Source organism: Sphingomonas sp. BRN-1R (assembly GCF_057748035.1).
Map to the genome: position 1 here is coordinate 746,143 of NZ_CM173236.1, position 16,160 is coordinate 762,302.

Here is a 16,160-nt window from a genome sequence, read left to right on the forward strand (position 1 = left end):
GGTGACGCTGCCCCGCCACGCCCACGCAGGGGTCGCGCTGGCGGCGGCGATCGTGGCGGCGGCGGTGATCGTCCGGCTTGGGCCGGTGCTGTACATGGCGGTGGCGCCGCGTGCGGCGATCAGCGAGACCGCGCTGACGCTCGTCATCTTCGGTGCGTTGCTCGGCGTCGCGGCGGTCGGCATCACGCTGGATCGGCGCTGGCCGGCGCTCGCCGGACCGGGCCCGCTCGCGGCGACCGCCGGCACCGGCTTCGCGATCGGGCTGCTCGGCCTGTGTTGCGCGGCGGGCTATGCGTTCCTTGCCGGCGAGACGCGGCACGGTATGGGGACGCATGGAGCCGGCGCGCTGCTGCTGGGTACAGTGCTGGTCGTGTTCCAGTCCGCCACCGAGGAAGTCTATTTCCGTGGCTGGCTCCAGCCGGTGCTGGTGCGTGCGTGGGGGCCGACGGTGGGGTTGGGCGTGACCGCCGTGACCTTCGCAGGGTTGCACATCGCGGGCGGGGAACGGTCGCTGGTGACGATGCTCAACCTCCTGCTCGGCGGGGTGATGTTCGGGTTGCTGGCGTTGCGCTCGGGCGGGCTGGTGCTGCCGGTGGCGGCGCATATCGGCTGGAACTGGGGCGAGGAACTGCTGCTCGGCCTCGTGCCCAACCCCGGCACCGGCGGCTATGGCGCGATTCTCGATATCGACATGGTGGGCAGCGCGCTGTGGGGTGGCTCGACCGAGGGGCTCAACGCCAGCCTGGCCATGAGCTTCGTGCTGGTCGCCATCCTGCTGCCGCTTGGCGTTTGGCGGGGGCGGTTCAGCCGTTCGGGTGCGCCCGGTTGAGATCGATGCTGTCGCGCACCTTGCCGAACGCGACCAGGTCCTTGCCGCTCAGCGTCTTGCCCTCGTCGACCGGCACCGCCGAGGGATCGACCCACTCACCGTTCACCTTCATGCCGTAGTGCAGATGCGGCCCGGTCGAGCGGCCGGTGGTGCCGACCTCGCCGATCTTCTGGCCCTGCACCACGCGTGCGCCGACCACGACGCCGGGCTCGAACTTGCTTTGGTGGAGGTAATAGGTCTCGCGCCCGTCGTCGTGTTTCAGCACGGTGAGGTTGCCGTTGGCGCCCTTCATCGACGCCCAGATCACTTCGGCATTGCCCGAGGCGTAGATCGGCGTGCCGATCGGCACCGCAAAGTCGATGCCCTCGTGCATCTTCATGAAGCCGAGCACCGGGTGGAAGCGCATCCCGAACGTCGAGGAAACGCGCGCGCCGTCGACCGGGGTGCGCATCAGCGCCCGCACCACGCTGCGGCCGCTGCTGTCGAACCAGTGGCCCGCCGCCGGCGCGCCGTCGAACCGATACACGCTCGCCGACTTGGTCGAGGTGGTGAGCGAGGCGAACAGCAGCACCGGCGCGCCGACCGCCTCGCCATGCGCGTTGAAGCTTTGCGAGAACGCCGCCTCGAACGCGTCGCCCGCGCCGACCTCGCGTTGGAAGTCGAAATCGAATGCGAGCGCCTTGGCGAAATCGGCGATCAGGCTGTCGGTGATCCCCGCCGCCACCGCAGAGGAATAGAAGCTGTTGGCATCCATCCGCCCGCTGCGCACAACCACGCGCGTGTCGAGATGCGCCGCGACTTTGGTGGCGACGAGCTTGCCGCCCGCATCCGGCGCGACCACCACGCCCGATCCGTCCGGGTTCGACAGTTCGAGCCGCACAAGCGCGGGCGCGGCTGCCGCGTTCGACAGCCGGAAGGTGGCGCGCAGGTCGCTGGCGGTGCCGATTGCGGGAGCGGCGACCGCGACCACCTTGCCGCTGTCGTCCGCGCGCATCCCCGCGCTGGTGAGCGCACCGGCGAGATCGGCCACCGTCTCCAGCACGACCGTCCGCTCGACTTCGCCCGCCTGGAGGGCGGCTGCGGTCGGCACCGGCAGCGGCGCGACGATCGCGGTCGGCGGGGCGGAGGCGGGCGTGCCGCGCATCAGCAGGGCGGTGCCCGCGCCCGCCGCCAGCACCGCGAGCGAGCAGCCGAGCGCGACCGGCATCGCATGTCGCCGCAGCAGCGCCGCGTCGCGCGCCGGCTCGGGCGCATTCGCGGCGGGTGCGAAGAAGGTGGCGACTCCGGGCCATGTTCTCGGATCGAACGACTCGCTGAAATCCGTGGTCACGTCGTCCGCCGCCCCCTGCTGCGCCAGTCAAGCGAAGCAACCTCGCCGATCAAGGCGCCCCCGTGTTGCTTCGAATCCTTGTGGATTGCCGTTCGACATGCCGCTACCATGATCGCACATGCAGTGCCAGTTGGGCTGGCGTGTTGGGGGCGGGGGCACCGGGCGATGATTCCTTTGCGCACGGAGACGCAGGCGCGCAGCGACGTCGGCCTCGTCCGCAAGCATAACGAGGATCGCTTCGCCGATCTGGAGGCGAACGGGGTCTGGGCGGTCGCGGACGGTATGGGCGGCCTGTCGCGCGGCGACTGGGCAGCGTCGGCGCTGATCGAGGCGATCGGCGCGGTGCCGCGGATCGAGGATTTCGACGCGATGCTGCTCGCCACGGCGGAGGCGATCCGTGCCGCCAACGCGCAGGTGATGCGCGAGGCGGAGGCGAGCGGCACCGCGATGGGCAGCACGATCGTCGCGCTGGTCGTGCGGGATCGCCGCTTCGGCGTGCTGTGGACCGGGGACAGCCGCGCGTACCTGCTGCGCGCGCGCCACCTCTACCGGCTGACGCGCGACCATAGCCAGGTGCAGGAGCTGATCGACCACGGCCTGCTCACCGAGGAGGGCGCTGCCACCCACCCGAGCCGCAACGTGCTGACCCGCGCGATCGGCTTCGCCGATCCGGTCGAGATCGACATGGTGGCGGACGACGTGTTCGACGGCGACGTATTCCTGTTGTGCAGCGACGGGCTGCACGGCGTGCTGGCCGATGCCGAGATCGCGCGCTATGTCGCAATGGTGGAAGACGGGCGCGGCGTGGAGGCGATGGTCGATCTGTGCCTGGAGCGCGGCGCGCCCGACAATGTGACGGTGATCGCGGTGCGCGCGTCCGAGCCGACGCTGTTCCGCGTCGGCCGCGCGTTCGAGGGGCGGGCATGAGCGACGACGGCCCCGAGGACGACCGCACGATCATCCGCACCGGTCCGCTTTCGCCGCCGCCGGCCGCCGATGCCGACGATCGCACGCGCTTCGAACCGTCGCGGGTGCCCCCGCAAGCGCCTGCGCCGGCCGACGACGACGACCGCACCCGGTTCGAACCATCGCGCGCGGCGCCCGCTACACCGCCGCCGCCACCGCCCGCCGGCGGCTCCGGCCGTATCGGCGTGGGCGACGTGCTCAACGGCACCTTCGCGGTGTCGCGCTTCATCGCGCGCGGCGGCATGGGCGAGGTGTATGAGGGCACCAACGTCCACACCGACGAACGGCTCGCGATCAAGGTGATCCTGCCGCACCTTGCCGACGATCCCAACGTGCAGGATCTGTTCCGCAACGAGGCGCGCACGCTCCAGAAGCTCTCGCACCCTGCGCTGGTCCGCTACGTGCTGCTCAGCAAGGAGATGAAGTTCGGCGTCTATTACATCGTCACCGAGTTCATCGGGGGCGCGAACCTGTCGGACGTTCTGGGCACGATCACGCCGTCGCTGGACGATCTGGTCGCGCTGCTGCGCCGGCTCGCGCAGGGTCTCAGCGTCGCGCACGCACTCGGCGCGGTCCACCGCGACATCGCGCCCGACAACGTCATCCTTCAGGATGGGCAGATCCGGCAGGCGCGGATCATCGATTTCGGCATCGCCAAGGATTTGACGCCGGGTTCGCACACCATCATCGGCGACGGCTTCGGCGGCAAGCTCGGCTATGTCGCGCCCGAACAGCTCGGCGATTTCGATCGGCAGGTCGGCCCGTGGAGCGACGTGTACAGCCTCGCGCTGGTCATCCTGTCGGTCGCGCAGGGCGGCAAGGTGGCGATGGGCACCACCTTCGTCGATGCGATCAACCTGCGCCGCAAGGGCGTCGACACCAGCGCCGCGCCGCCCGAACTGCGTGGGCTGCTCGACAAGATGCTGGTCGCCGATTCGAGCCAGCGGCTGCGCTCGATGGAAGCGGTGCTGACGGCGCTCGATGCGGCACTGGCTGAGCCCAAGCCGCAGCCGGCGTCCCCAAAGAAGCCGGTGATCGCCAAACCCGAGCGCGCCGCCAAGCCGGTGCGGGTGCCCGAAGGCGATACGTCGAAGCCGAACCGGCTGCCGCTGATCCTCGGCGGTTCGGCTGCGGGGGTCGCGCTGCTCGGCGCACTCGGCTATGTCGCGCTCGGCGGCGGCGGTGCGCCCAAGCCTGCCGCGCCCCTCGGCACTAAGAGCGCGACCGCAGGTGCGCCGAACACCGAAACGGTGCGCGCCGCCGTCACGCGCGCGCTGCCCGACATTCCGTGCGCATGGCTCGATCTCAACAGCGTCAAGCCGGGGCCTGACGGCATGTCGCTCGCGCTGAGCGGGGTCGCGGGGAAGACCCCCGACGCGCTCGCGGCGATCTCCAAGGTGGTGAGCGGCGCGGGCGGGCGGATCTCCTCGACCGATTTCGGCGATGTCGTGCCGATCCCCGCGCCCGAATGCGCGACCATCGACGCGGTACGCGCGATCCGCGCACCCGCCGGGGCCACGCACATGACCAGCGCGCAGCGTCGCTACGGCATGCAGGTCCAGTCGGGCGGCGCCTATGACGGCAAGGTCGCGAGCGTCGCGATCATCGACCTGCAACTGGCGGGCGTGCGCGATTTCCAGCTCTATGGCGTCGAGCCGAGCGGCGCGATCTCGCCGCTGGTATCCAACCGGGGGTTCTTCAACACCTTACCGAAGGGGGTGGGATCGACCATTTCCGATCTCGGCGGGGGCCATTACCGGCTTCAGATCTACACCGACCATTCGGGCTGGTCGGGGCTGGTGATGCTGACCGGCGACGGCGGCTTCCCGACCGCGCTGCTCGACGGCAAGGCGGGGTCGCGCCCGGCCGACTGGGCGCAGCGCTTCGCGGCGGATGCGGCGAAGCACCACTGGCAGTCGGAAATGGTGTGGTACAACAGCCTCAAGCCGGCCTAGGCTCGGTCGCAAGCCGCTCATAGGCGGCGGCGAGTTCGCGCGCGAAGATGTCGAGCAGGCCGGGCGCGTCGGCCGCGCCCGCGAACGCCGCCTCATACGCCTTCCACAGCGCCGCGTCGTTGCCCTTGGTGCGTGCGCGGATCGCCGATGGCGCGATCTGTTCGAGCGTCGTGGCGAGCGCCGCCTGCATCGCATGGAGCGTCGCGCGCTGGTGCGCCTCGGCGCGGTGGAAGCCGGCGTTGACCTGCGCTACCGCCGCCGGTGGCCCGGCGCGCAGCAGATCGGCGAGCACAGTCTTTGGTATCGGCTCGGCGAGCAGCGGATTGGCACGATCGGCGGGCGGGCTCGCACTCGCGCCGATCTCCTTGCGGGCACGGGTGCGGGCGGTGAGCGTGGCGGACAGGCCGATGACGAGCTGGCGCAGCAGCGCGCCGCTCCTCGCGAGCACCGCCGCATCGGCGAGCGGCACCTCGTCGCGGCGCAACCCGGCGGCGGCGAGCAACTGCGCGACCGCGTCCGATTGCCGCTCGGGCGAGACCATCGTCTGCGCCTGGCTCTGCGCGTTCGCGGGCGGGGCGGGACGCTGGCGCCATGCATCGGCCGGCGCGGCCGATCCCGCCGTCAGCGTCACGCCGAGCCGGAAGGTGCCGAGCGTCAGCACGTCGCCCGGCACCAGCCGGTGCGCCGCCGCAAGCGGGCGGCCGTTGACATAGGTGCCGCCGCTGCTCGTGTCGCTTAGCACATAGCCGGTGCCGTCCCAGTCGATCCGGCAGTGGCGGCGCGACAGCGCGTTGGTCGGATCGGCAAGCACCAGATCGCAATCCGCCGCGCGCCCGATGGTAACGCTGCGTTCGGCGACAAGAAACGGCGTCCCCGCGCGCGCGGACGGCGCGGCCGTATCTTGGACGGACAAGGTCAGAATCATATGTCGCCAAGCTCCTCTCGATCACGCGACATGCCTATGGGCGATCCGATGGGGGATCGACAATCCCGATCGGCGGTATCGCAAGGCGTAAACATTGTTTTCGGTGCTTGTCTGGTCTAAGAAACGGTAAATCGAATCGTGTGGTGAGGATCGATATTCATGCGCCGTTCTTTGTATCTCCTGCTGGCTGTTACGGGCCTGGCAAGCTCGACCATGTGTTTCGCCCAGGCGCCGCACAACTCCAAGGACGCGATCGTCGCGGCGATGAAGGACGATGCGCCCGACAACGATGATGCGATTCCGCTCCCCGGGGTCAAGCAAAAGGCGTTCAGCCTCGGCCTGCCGGTCGCCGGTGCGAAGCCGGCTGCCGCGGCATCGTCGGTCACGCGTCGCTCGCCCGCGCTGCGCACCCCGCGTGCCGGCTATGTCCGCACCGCTCCGGCGCTCGCGTCGGGTCATGCGCGTCCGGCTTATGGCCGCGCGCTCGATATGAACGTCAGCTTCGATTACAATTCGGCGAATCTGACCGAGCAGGCCAAGGCCGAGGCGCGCCAGTTCGCCGCGGCGATGCAGTCGCCCGAACTCGCCGGCAAGCATTTCATCGTCGCCGGCCATACCGATGCGAAGGGCAGCCGCGCGCTCAACCTCAATCTGTCGAAGCGCCGGGCGCAGTCGGTGGTCGAGTATCTGGTCGGGCAGGGCGCCAACCGCACGTTGCTCCAGCCGGTCGGCTATGGCTTCGACATGCCGCGCGCCGGCACCACGGCGACCGACCCCAGCAACCGCCGCGTCGAGTTCGCCCGCGCGAACTGACGCGGTGAGCGCGCCCGCGACCGCATATGACGCGGTCGTCTATCCCTCGACCGTGTTCGCGTCGACGCATCCCGACCGGATGGCGTCGATCGCGCGGCTGCACGGACTGGACGCGCCACCGATCGCCACCGCGCGCGTGCTGGAGATCGGCGGCGGCGACGGGATCAACACGATCGCGATGGCGGCGGCCTACCCGCACGCGCGCTTCCTGAGCTTCGACCTGTCGGAAACCGCCGCCGCGCGCGGCGCGCAGATCGTGCAGGCGGTGGGGTTGCGCAACATTCAGGTCGGCGCGGGTGACGTGTGCGACGCGGCCGAGCATCTCGACCAGCAGTTCGATTATGTGATCGTCCACGGCGTCTATGCCTGGGTGCCTGAGCCGGTGCGCCGCGCGATCCTGGTGCTGATCGGGCGCGTGCTGAGCCCGACCGGGATCGCGATGGTCAGCTACAATGCGCTCCCCGGCGGCCATCTGCGCCGCGTCATCCGCGACATGACGCTCCACCACGTCGGCCACATCGCCGATCCGGCCGAGCGCATGGCGGCGGCGAAACCGTTCCTCGAGGATTTCGCGCGGGGCCGCGACGGCGACAGCGATATCCTGCGCGCGCTCCGCGACGTCGCCCGGCCGATCGCGGAGAAGCATGTCGCGGTGCTCTACCATGACGAACTCGGCGAGATGTTCGAACCGCAGGCGCTCGGCACGGTTGCGGCAGCGGCGGCGGGGCAGGGCCTCGCTTTCCTCAACGATACGAACACGCTGCTGATCCCGACCGGTTTTCCCGGAAATGACCTGAGCGAAGCCGAGGTCGTCGCGGCGGCACAGACGCGCGATTACGAGATGGTCGCCTTCTTCCGCTCGACTTTGCTGGTGCGCGCCGGTCGCGCACCGCGCCGTGCGGTCAGCGCCGCCGGGCTGGCGTCGCTGTACGTGGCGTCACACGCGCAACGGATCGAGGGCGAGCACTTCGCCTGTGGCGAGGAGAGCTTCGCGGTTCACGATGCCGCGCTCGCCGAACTGCTCGATCGGCTCGGTGCGATCTGGCCCGAGCGGGTGCGCGTCGGCGATGCGATCGCGGACGGCGATCGGCTGGCGGCGCTGTTCCAGCTCTACCTCCGCAACGCCGTGACGCTGCATGTCGATCCGCTGCCCGGCGTGCGCACCCCCGGCGAGCGGCCGTGCGCGAGCGCGCTTGCCCGCTGGCAGGTCGCGACGGGCGCAAAAGCAGTGTTCACGCTCGATCACCGCGCGGTGCCGCTCGCCGAGCCGGCGGCGCGCGCGTTCGTGGCTTTGGTCGACGGCACCCGCGACCGCGCGGCGCTGGCGGCGGCATGGGCGCAGAGCGGTTTCGCCGATCAGACCGAGGTCGAGCCTGCGCTCGAACAGCTTGCCCGCGCGGCGCTGCTCACCGCCTGAACTCAGCTCTTGGCCGCGCTGACGTTCGGGCAGGCGACCTTGACGAACGGATCGAGCACGAAGGGGTTCGCGGTGCCGAGCGTGCGCACGCGGAAGTCGAAACGCGCGCCGCCCTGGGTCAGACTGCCCGCGCCGATTGCGGGCGACCCCGCTGCCTTGATCGCGGCGGCGTGCATCATGCGGAACGCCGCCCACGGCCCCTGCCACGCGCGCGTCGCCGGCGCGGTGCTGCCTTCGATCACGAACTCGATCGTCGCCATGCCCGCGCCCGGCCAGTCGAACGTGGCTGGCACCGCCGATTTTCCGTCATAGGTCAGCGCCTGCCCGTCGACCTTCACCGACACCGATTTGGCCCCGGCGAGCGCGACCGGCTCGATCTGGTAGGTGAGGCGCGGCGTCTCGGGATCGGCGGCGAAGAAGGTGCGCGTCACCAGATTGGCCGCCTGTAGCGCACGCACGTCCGCCTCGGTCAGCCCGATCTCGCCGGCATTGCCGAGCGCTTTCCATTCGGCGCTGCTCGTGTCGATATAGCCGACCAGTTCCTTCGCGACGAAATTGGCGAATGCGCCATGCCCCGAAAAGAAATGCGCGAAATCGGGGATGGCGAGATCCGCCGCCGCCGCCGGCTGCACCGGGAAGCTGCGCATCACCGTGCCCGAACACGCCTGACCGAAGCTCTGCGCCACGGTCGATCCCATCTGCGCCAGCCGCTGGCCGCCGAGTGCGACCGACGCGTCGCTGGCCACCGTCTTCGCGAGCAGATTGGCGGGCAGCGGCATCGAATTGGCGTTCTGGTCAAGCTGGCTGACCAACGCGCGCGCTTCGAGGCTGGCGGCCGAGCCCTGCTCGCCGCCGCCGCCGGGCAGCACCGACACGACGTTGAGCTTGTCGGCAAGCTGGTTCATCGTCTGGAGCCATGCGTCGATCGGTGCGCCGCTGGGTGCTGGCGCGCCGCCGCCTTCGGGCATGCCGACGAACAGCCGCAGCGGGAGGAACTCGGCGACGACGGCGCGCGCCGGATCGTCGCCATTGCCCGCCAGCGCCCCGCTCTGCTCGACAGAGCGCGCCAGACCGCCGACCCCGGCGCGCGAGGCGAGCCGGTCACCGAGCGTGGCGCCGGCACGCGCCGCTGCCTTGGACCGGGTGACGTCCGTCGCCTGCGCGATCGACCGCAGCAACGGCGCGATCGGCGAGAGCGGACCGCCACCGTCGCGCAGCCGCTGCATGTTGTCGGCCAGCGACGTGACCGGGCGCGGTTTGATATCGGCGAGATAGGCGCGCCACTTGGCGAGGAACTCGTCGAAATAGAGCCGTTCGAGGTCGGCCTTGAGCGACGCCATCTCGCCCGGTCCAAGCGACTGCGCGGCGCTGCCGGTCTCGCCCACCACCCATTGCTCCTCCTGAAGCAGCGCGGGGCCGCTCAGCAGGATCGGGCGGAAGATCGTGTTGTACCCTTCGCGCGTGAACAGCGCGGGGATGCCTGCGCCCGGTGCGAACGCGCCGCCGGTCGCGAAGAACTTCTCCGGGCTGGGGCCGGAATGCGCGGCGGCGGTCCATGCCGGCTCGCCCTTTTCCTGCGCCTTGCTCTTGAGGCGGCCATAGACGCGCACCGCCGCGGGCTGGCTGCGCAGGAAGGCACGCGCCGCGTCGACCTTGCCCGCGTCGATCGCGACCGGCTTGAACGTGTCGGGGAACAGTGCGGCGGTGTGGCGCACGATCGAGCCCGAGTCGCTGCCGGGGTTGCTCGCCGCCCATGCGCCGGGCAGCCACGCGAGCAGTTGCTGATACTGGTCTGCCTTGCCGCGCCCGCCGACGATCAGGTAGCTTTTAAGATCGTCGTACAGCGCCGTCGGGTTCTGCCCGTCCGCCGCCATCCGCGTCTCGGCGAGGTTGGCGAGCATCGGCGTCAACCGGCGCTGGAGATCGCGCCCGTAGATCGCCTTCAGCTCGGCGGTGAGCCGCCCGCCCTGGCCGAGCCCCAATCCGAAGTCGCTGGCTTTGGCCATGGTGGCGGTCGCATTGCCGAGCACGTCGAGCGCGGCGAGATCCTGATCGGGCGTCGATGCGCCGCCACGCGACACGCCGGCCGCCTCGCTATAGGCGGAGGCGGTGGCGTAGGTGGTGCCGATCAGCGCGGCGTTGCGCGCATAGCCCCAGATCCACAGCACGACCGCGAGCGCCAACGCCACAGAGGCGGCAGCGACGCTGCCGATATAGATGTTGCGCTGACGCTTCTCGCCCGCCTCGTTGCGCCCGGCCAGCCCGCGTTCGGGGAAGACGAGATCGGAGAAGAACCGCTTGAGGAAGAAGCTGCGTCCGAGGCCGACCGCGTGTGACGTTGCGGTGGCGGGTACGCCGGCGCTCATCAGGATGCGGTCGACCGGGTTGCCGGTCTGCGTGCCCGAAGCGAGATAGACGCCACGGACGCGCGCCGGCGCGTCGAAGCGGCTCTTGTGGCCGAGTGCCGCGAGCAGATCGACGATCGGCGTGCGCAGCGAGGCGAGCTGGTGCGGAAAGGCGGCGATATGGCCGCGCCGGGGCAGATCGGGTTCGGCCTGCATCCGATCGACCACGCGCGAGGAGATGCTGGTGACGAGCTTGTCGAACCCCTCGATCACGCTGGCATTGTCCGCGCCCTTGCCGGCGGCGGTCGAGCCGAACACCTGATCCGAACCCGCATCGGTTTCGCGCGCGAAGAATTCACGGAAACCGGTGAGCAGATCGGCCTTGGTGACAAGCAGATAGACCGGCAAATCCTGACCCAACTCGCGCGCCACCTCGGAAAGGCGCGCACGCACGTTCTGCGCGTGGGCGGCCATCTTGGCGGCGTCGGCGAAATCGGGGGCGGGCAGCGCGACGATCAGGCCGTTGAGCGGCTGGAGTGGGCGATGCTGCTTGAGCAGCGCGAGAAAGCCCTTCCACCCTTCCGCATCGCGCACCGCATCCTCGTCCTGCGAGACGTAGCGGCCGGCGGTGTCGATCAGCACCGCTTCGTCGGTGAACCACCAGTCGCAGTTGGGCGTGTTGGGCTGCCCACGCAACGCGCGATATTCCCCTTCGACCGCGGTCGGGAAGGTGAGGCCGGCGTTGAGCAGCGCGGTGGTCTTGCCCGCGCGCGACGGGCCGATGATCGCGTACCACGGCAGTTGATAGACGTAAGCCCGGCGCGAGCCAAGCTTGCTGGTGCGCAGCATGGCGAGCGCACCGCGCAGCTTGTCGGCAATGTCGCCGACATCCTCCGCGCCCGGCGTCGGCGCAAGCGCGTCGACAAGTGCGGCGTTCTTCTTCTTCTCGGCCGTGCGCCGCCACAGATACCAGCCGCCCAGCGCGAGCGCGGGCAGCAGTGCGAAGATCAGCGTCACCGGCCACCAGCCGAACGGCCGCCAGTTGCCGATCGCGATGAGCGGCCCGACGAACCAAATCAGCAGCCCGAGCAGGATTGCGCCCAGCCAGCGCCAGAACCATCGGTTGGCGAGAAGTCCCTTGATCGCGGTCATAGCGGCCCCCTCCGGCTCAGTGCCAGGCGATGTCGTTGGCGACGTGCAGCTCGACACGCCGGTTCTGCCGCCGCCCCTCAGGGCTCGCGTTGTCGGCGATCGGCTGCGAATCGGCGAGCCCGCTCGTCTTCAGCCGCGACGGATCGGCCAGCCCCGCCGATGTCACCCCATCCGCCACCGCCTTCGCGCGCGCCTCGGACAGTTCGAGGTTGGACGGGAATTGCAGCGAACGGTTGAGCGGCTGGTTATCGGTATGCCCCTCCAGCCGGATCGGCCCCTTGGTGAGGTTCGCCGCCTTGGCGAGCCGCGCGAAGGTTTCGCCCCATTGCGGCGACGGCTGCGCGCTCGCCGGCTCGAACAGCGCTTGGTTGTTGAGCCGCAGCACGATGTCGTTACCCTGATTGATGACCGACAGCCGCCCGGCGGCGATGTCGGGCTGGAGGATCGAGTCGATCTGATCGTAGGTGCCAGTCTTGGCCTCGGGCGGGGGCGCGGGCTGTTCGATCTGCGCGGTGCCCACCACCTGATTGAGGGCGGCGAGCGCGGCGTCGACCTGGCTCGACAGGCGGAACAGCAAGGCGCTGAAGATTGCCAGTGCGATCACGCCGAGCACGCTGAGGATCACCCACAAGGGCACGCGCGGCTCGTAGCGGCCGCCGCCCGCCTCGACACCGCGCCATTGCGGCGAGACCTCGCCCGACAGCGCCTGCCGCCGCGACGCGATCGTCGCTGCCAGCCGCGCGCGGCGCTCGTTCAACATGTTCGCCCCGCGCGGATCGAGCGCGGCACGCCCCTCGAATCCCAGCGACAGGCACTGATAGAGCAACTCCATCAGATGCGGCTCGCGGTCGGGCTCGCGCGACATGCGGTCGGCGAAGTCGAACAGCCGGTCACCGCCCTGCGCGTCGTTGTGATAGGTGATGAGCAGGCTCTGCTGCGACCATACGCTGTTCGCGCCCCACGGTGTTGACATCACCGCATCGTCCATGAACGCGCTGAGGATGTAGCGGGCGAGCTGGATCGTCTTGGGGTCGATCGACAGGCCGCGCGCGCGCTGGTCGAACGCTTCCAGTTCGCGCACCACCAGCCGGCGGAAATCGTTGAGATCGGGGCCGATCGGCATCGTCTTCACCTGGCTGGCAAGGAAGATGAAGCGCCCGGCGGCGGCGAGCAGCGGCTCGGGGCCGAAGATCTCCGGCTCGGCGGCGGCGAAATCGAGCCGGGCGGTGCCGACGGCTGCGCTGACAGGCGGGCCGACCGGAGCTGCACCCGGCAGCGGCGGCGCCGCGCTGGTGGGCGGATAGCCTTGCGACTGCGCGGGCGGGTAGCCGGGCGCCGGCACCGGCGTGACGCCGGGCGGCCGGGGCAGGGGGCGGCCGGGCTGGATGATCGTGCGATCGTCTTCGGGCGTGTCCGCCATTATCGTGCCCCCCTGATGGCCCACAGCTCGACTTCGAGCCCCGGAATGTCACCCGCCATGTGCAGCGCGACCGCGCCCGAGGTCTGCACGGTCTGCCAATGTTCGTGGCGGGTGTTGATGCTGAAATAGACCGAGTTGGCGCGGAACGGGATCTGGCGCGGCTCGGCCGCCATCGGGTAGATGTCCGCGCCGGGCAGGTGGCGCATGACGAGATCGCGGATGTGCTCGACCGAACCGATCTTCACGCGGCGCGGCAGGTTCGCGCGGAGCGCCTCGCTGTCGACCGCGCCGCGCGCCGCCAGCACGAAGGCGGCATCGGTGAACAGGCTGCGATCGGTGATCTGCCCGGTCGAGATGCCATAGGCGCGCTGTTCGAGCGGGATCTGGATCGCGTTCTGCTCGAACACCGCGCTCAACGAGCGGCGCAGTTCGGCCATCACGACGTCGAAGCACAGCCGCTGGTCGCGGTGCGAATAAGGCGGCATGAACGTCGGGCGGTTGTTCTGCATCGTCAGCGTCGCCAGTTCGGCGGCGAGCGCGCAGAGCATGCCGTAGAAATCGGCCGGGTGGGTCGAGGGTAGCGAGATCAGGTGCTTGATCGTCGCCTCGGCGCGATTGACCGCCATCAGCATCATGATGTCGGTGACGTCGGCGACGCCCTTCGCGCCCGGCGTGCCGAGCCGGCCGGAAATCGCCTCGCCGCGCTGGTGGAGCATGCCCTCCAGCTCGGTGAGGAAGCCGCTCAGCACCGGGCTCGCCGCGATGTTGAGGTTGCACGGAATGAAACCAGAATCGAGCGTCACCGAATCGTCGGACTTGCGTTCGGTGATGCGGGTGAGCGGCAGCGTGGCGTAGCCGTCGAGCCCGTCGGCGGCGGTGCGCAGCGACAATTGCAGCTTGCCGACCTTGATCGGCTCTCGCGAGGGCGAGCCGTACACCGCGTCGGCAGCCTCGAACGCTTCGGCGGCGAAGCGCGCCTCGTGTCGTGCGAGCGGATCGAGCACGACATCGGCGGTGCCAGGGCGGGCGAGCGGGGTGCACAGATAGACCACCGCGTCGCGCATGTCGCGCAGCACCTCCAGCGCTTCGGGCGCGGCCGTCTCGGCAGGAAGCGCGAAGGGCGAACCGTCATCGAAAACGCCCGCCGCCTCGCGCAGCGCGACCTTGCCGGTCTTGAGCAGCCCTTCGTCGAGCCGGAGGTGCGCGACGCCGTAGCCATGCGCGCGCAAGGGCGCGACCCGCCCGTCGAGCTGTGCGCCGACGAAGCGTTCGAACTGCTGAAAATGCTGCGGCCGCAGGAACATGCCCTCCGACCACACCGGCTTGTTCTTCCAGCTCATTCCGCCCCCCTAAGTCCCCGCTACGAGCGCCCCGTATCCCGTTTCAGAAAGGCTTCGTAGCCCTCACGAAAGGCCACGCTCATCACGCTGTTGGCATTCGAGGTCGCATCGATTCGCAGCGCCTCGAACACCGTGCGATACACCGTCCACGCATCGACGCCACGCGTGAACGGCAGCGCGCGACGTTCGCCCTCGGCCTTTTCCTTGAGCCGTTCGATCTCGGCGGGCGCCAGCCGCTTGAACACTGCGGTCAGTGCGTGCTGCACGCCCGCGAGCATCGCCATCTGGTGCTTCTTGATATCCTCGAACGCCGATCGCACCGCCTCGTCCGAGGGCATGTAGCCCGGCATCGGATTGTCGAGCAGCAGCCGCGCGGTATCGACCGGATCGAGCATCTTGAGCGGATTGTTGCGGCCGAGCGCGAGCATGGTCGCGGCCATGCGAAACTCGTTCTTGAAAGCGGCGCGATCCTGGATGAGATCGGACAGGCCGAGCACGACCTGCCGATACAGCACGCCCAGCCGCCGCATCGCGTCGGGCGAACGACGCAGCTCGTCGGGGCTGATGCCCGCGCCCTCGCAGAACGCCGCCCAGCTCGCGTCGTCGTCCGGTGCAGGCGCAGGCGCGGGCGCGGCGACTGGCGCGGGCATCGCGGCAGGGGGCGGCGGGGCGACCGACGGCGGCTGAGGCGTCGGGTCTGCACCTCCCGGCGGTGACGCGAAGAAATCCGCGAAGATGTCGTCAGGCACCGACGCGGGCGCTGCGGGCGGCGCGAAGACGTGCGCGAACGGATCGTTGTCCACGCCGGGGTGCGGGGCGGGCGGCGCGGCGAACGGGTCGCGCTCCACGTCGCCTTTCAAGAGTGAGGGCGCGGCGAACGGGTCGGCGTCACCGCCGAGCATCGACCCAAACGGATCGAAACCGGCCGCTGCCGGCTGTGGTGCGGGCAGATCGTCGAACGTGCCGAAATCGGGCGGGAACGGAACCGAAGGCGGGGGCGGGGGCGGCGCGAACGCGGCGGGCGACGGCGCGGCAAGGTTCCAGTCCTCGGGGATGCCGAAGTCGGCCGGGGCAGGGTCGAACGGTGCCATGATGGGCTTGCTGAACGCTCCGCCGAGCCCGGCCCCGCCGAACCCCTGAAAGCCCTGCTGCGGCTGTTGTGCCTGCGACGGGATGCCGAGCAGATCGTTGATCGCGCCGCCGCCGAGGAACTCGTGCACCTCGGCATCGCGCACACCCGGGTTCCAGATCGGATCATTGGCCGACTGGAACCATTGGTCCTGCCCCATCGCCCCGCCGCCGGGCAGCGCGGCGGCGGGCGGGGGGGCGAGCGGCGCACCCGCCATCGCCCCTTCGGGCGCGACCTCGATGAGGAAATCGCCGATCGTCAGCCGATCGTTGACGCGCAGCGCAACCGGCTGGTTCGCCGGGATCGGCGTTGTCGCATCGTTGAGCACCGTGCCGTAAGTACTGGTGTCGAGCACGAACAGGTCGAGCCCGCTGACGATGATGCTGCAATGCTCGCGCGAGACATAGCCGTCATGATCGGGGATCACCCAGTCGCACCGGTTCACCGCGCGGCCGATCTTGATCTGCCCGCCGTCGATCTGGCGCCGGTCAATATAGGTGCGCGGACTTTCGATCCGGGAGAGCAGCAGCGTCCACATC

11 protein-coding genes are annotated in these 16,160 nt (G+C 69.8%); 5 read left to right on the plus strand and 6 right to left on the minus strand.

Going from position 1 to position 16,160, the window contains the following annotated elements:
- Nucleotide 1 precedes the first annotated feature (1 nt).
- Nucleotides 2–829, plus strand: coding sequence for a CPBP family intramembrane glutamic endopeptidase (locus AC3ANX_RS03410; RefSeq protein WP_488335630.1), 828 nt, complete (start codon nt 2–4; stop codon nt 827–829).
- On the opposite strand, the gene AC3ANX_RS03415 is transcribed toward AC3ANX_RS03410, so the two are convergent.
- On the minus strand, nt 804–2,159 hold the full coding sequence (locus AC3ANX_RS03415) for a M23 family metallopeptidase (protein ID WP_488335631.1): 1,356 nt from the start codon (nt 2,157–2,159) through the stop codon (nt 804–806). The genes AC3ANX_RS03410 and AC3ANX_RS03415 overlap by 26 nt on opposite strands.
- A 165-nt stretch (nt 2,160–2,324) precedes the next feature.
- Here AC3ANX_RS03415 and AC3ANX_RS03420 point away from each other — a divergent pair, with 165 nt between their 5' ends.
- The gene (locus AC3ANX_RS03420) at nt 2,325–3,086 is read left to right on the plus strand and encodes a PP2C family protein-serine/threonine phosphatase (protein WP_488335632.1); all 762 of its coding nucleotides are present in this window, start codon (nt 2,325–2,327) and stop codon (nt 3,084–3,086) included.
- Nucleotides 3,083–5,080 (plus strand): serine/threonine protein kinase, encoded by a 1,998-nt coding sequence (locus AC3ANX_RS03425; RefSeq protein WP_488335633.1) that lies wholly within the window; start codon nt 3,083–3,085, stop codon nt 5,078–5,080. The genes AC3ANX_RS03420 and AC3ANX_RS03425 overlap by 4 nt, the downstream gene beginning before the upstream one ends.
- Here the strand turns inward: AC3ANX_RS03425 and AC3ANX_RS03430 are convergent.
- Complete coding sequence (locus AC3ANX_RS03430) at nt 5,067–5,993, minus strand: type VI secretion system-associated FHA domain protein (RefSeq protein ID WP_488335634.1); 927 nt, start codon at nt 5,991–5,993, stop codon at nt 5,067–5,069. The genes AC3ANX_RS03425 and AC3ANX_RS03430 overlap by 14 nt on opposite strands.
- A 171-nt stretch (nt 5,994–6,164) precedes the next feature.
- Here AC3ANX_RS03430 and AC3ANX_RS03435 point away from each other — a divergent pair, with 171 nt between their 5' ends.
- Both AC3ANX_RS03435 and AC3ANX_RS03440 read left to right on the plus strand, forming a co-directional pair.
- Nucleotides 6,165–6,818, plus strand: coding sequence for an OmpA family protein (locus AC3ANX_RS03435; protein ID WP_488335635.1), 654 nt, complete (start codon nt 6,165–6,167; stop codon nt 6,816–6,818).
- 4 nt (nt 6,819–6,822) lie between these two features.
- A complete protein-coding gene (locus tag AC3ANX_RS03440) occupies nt 6,823–8,235 on the plus strand; it encodes a methyltransferase domain-containing protein (RefSeq protein ID WP_488335636.1) in 1,413 nt (470 codons plus the stop codon).
- Between the two features lie 2 nt (nt 8,236–8,237).
- On the opposite strand, the gene tssM is transcribed toward AC3ANX_RS03440, so the two are convergent.
- The 4 genes from tssM to tagH are packed head-to-tail and all read right to left on the minus strand — an operon-like array spanning nt 8,238 to nt 16,159.
- The gene (gene tssM / locus AC3ANX_RS03445) at nt 8,238–11,732 is read right to left on the minus strand and encodes a type VI secretion system membrane subunit TssM (RefSeq protein WP_488335637.1); all 3,495 of its coding nucleotides are present in this window, start codon (nt 11,730–11,732) and stop codon (nt 8,238–8,240) included.
- A gap of 16 nt (nt 11,733–11,748) precedes the next feature.
- Nucleotides 11,749–13,152 (minus strand): type IVB secretion system protein IcmH/DotU, encoded by a 1,404-nt coding sequence (gene icmH, locus AC3ANX_RS03450; protein ID WP_488335638.1) that lies wholly within the window; start codon nt 13,150–13,152, stop codon nt 11,749–11,751.
- Nucleotides 13,152–14,492: a type VI secretion system baseplate subunit TssK gene (gene tssK, locus AC3ANX_RS03455; protein WP_488335639.1), complete on the minus strand. Its 1,341-nt coding sequence runs from the start codon at nt 14,490–14,492 to the stop codon at nt 13,152–13,154. The genes icmH and tssK overlap by 1 nt, the downstream gene beginning before the upstream one ends.
- Before the next feature lie 20 nt (nt 14,493–14,512).
- Complete coding sequence (gene tagH / locus AC3ANX_RS03460; RefSeq protein ID WP_488335640.1) at nt 14,513–16,159, minus strand: type VI secretion system-associated FHA domain protein TagH; 1,647 nt, start codon at nt 16,157–16,159, stop codon at nt 14,513–14,515.
- Nucleotide 16,160: the final 1 nt, after the last annotated feature.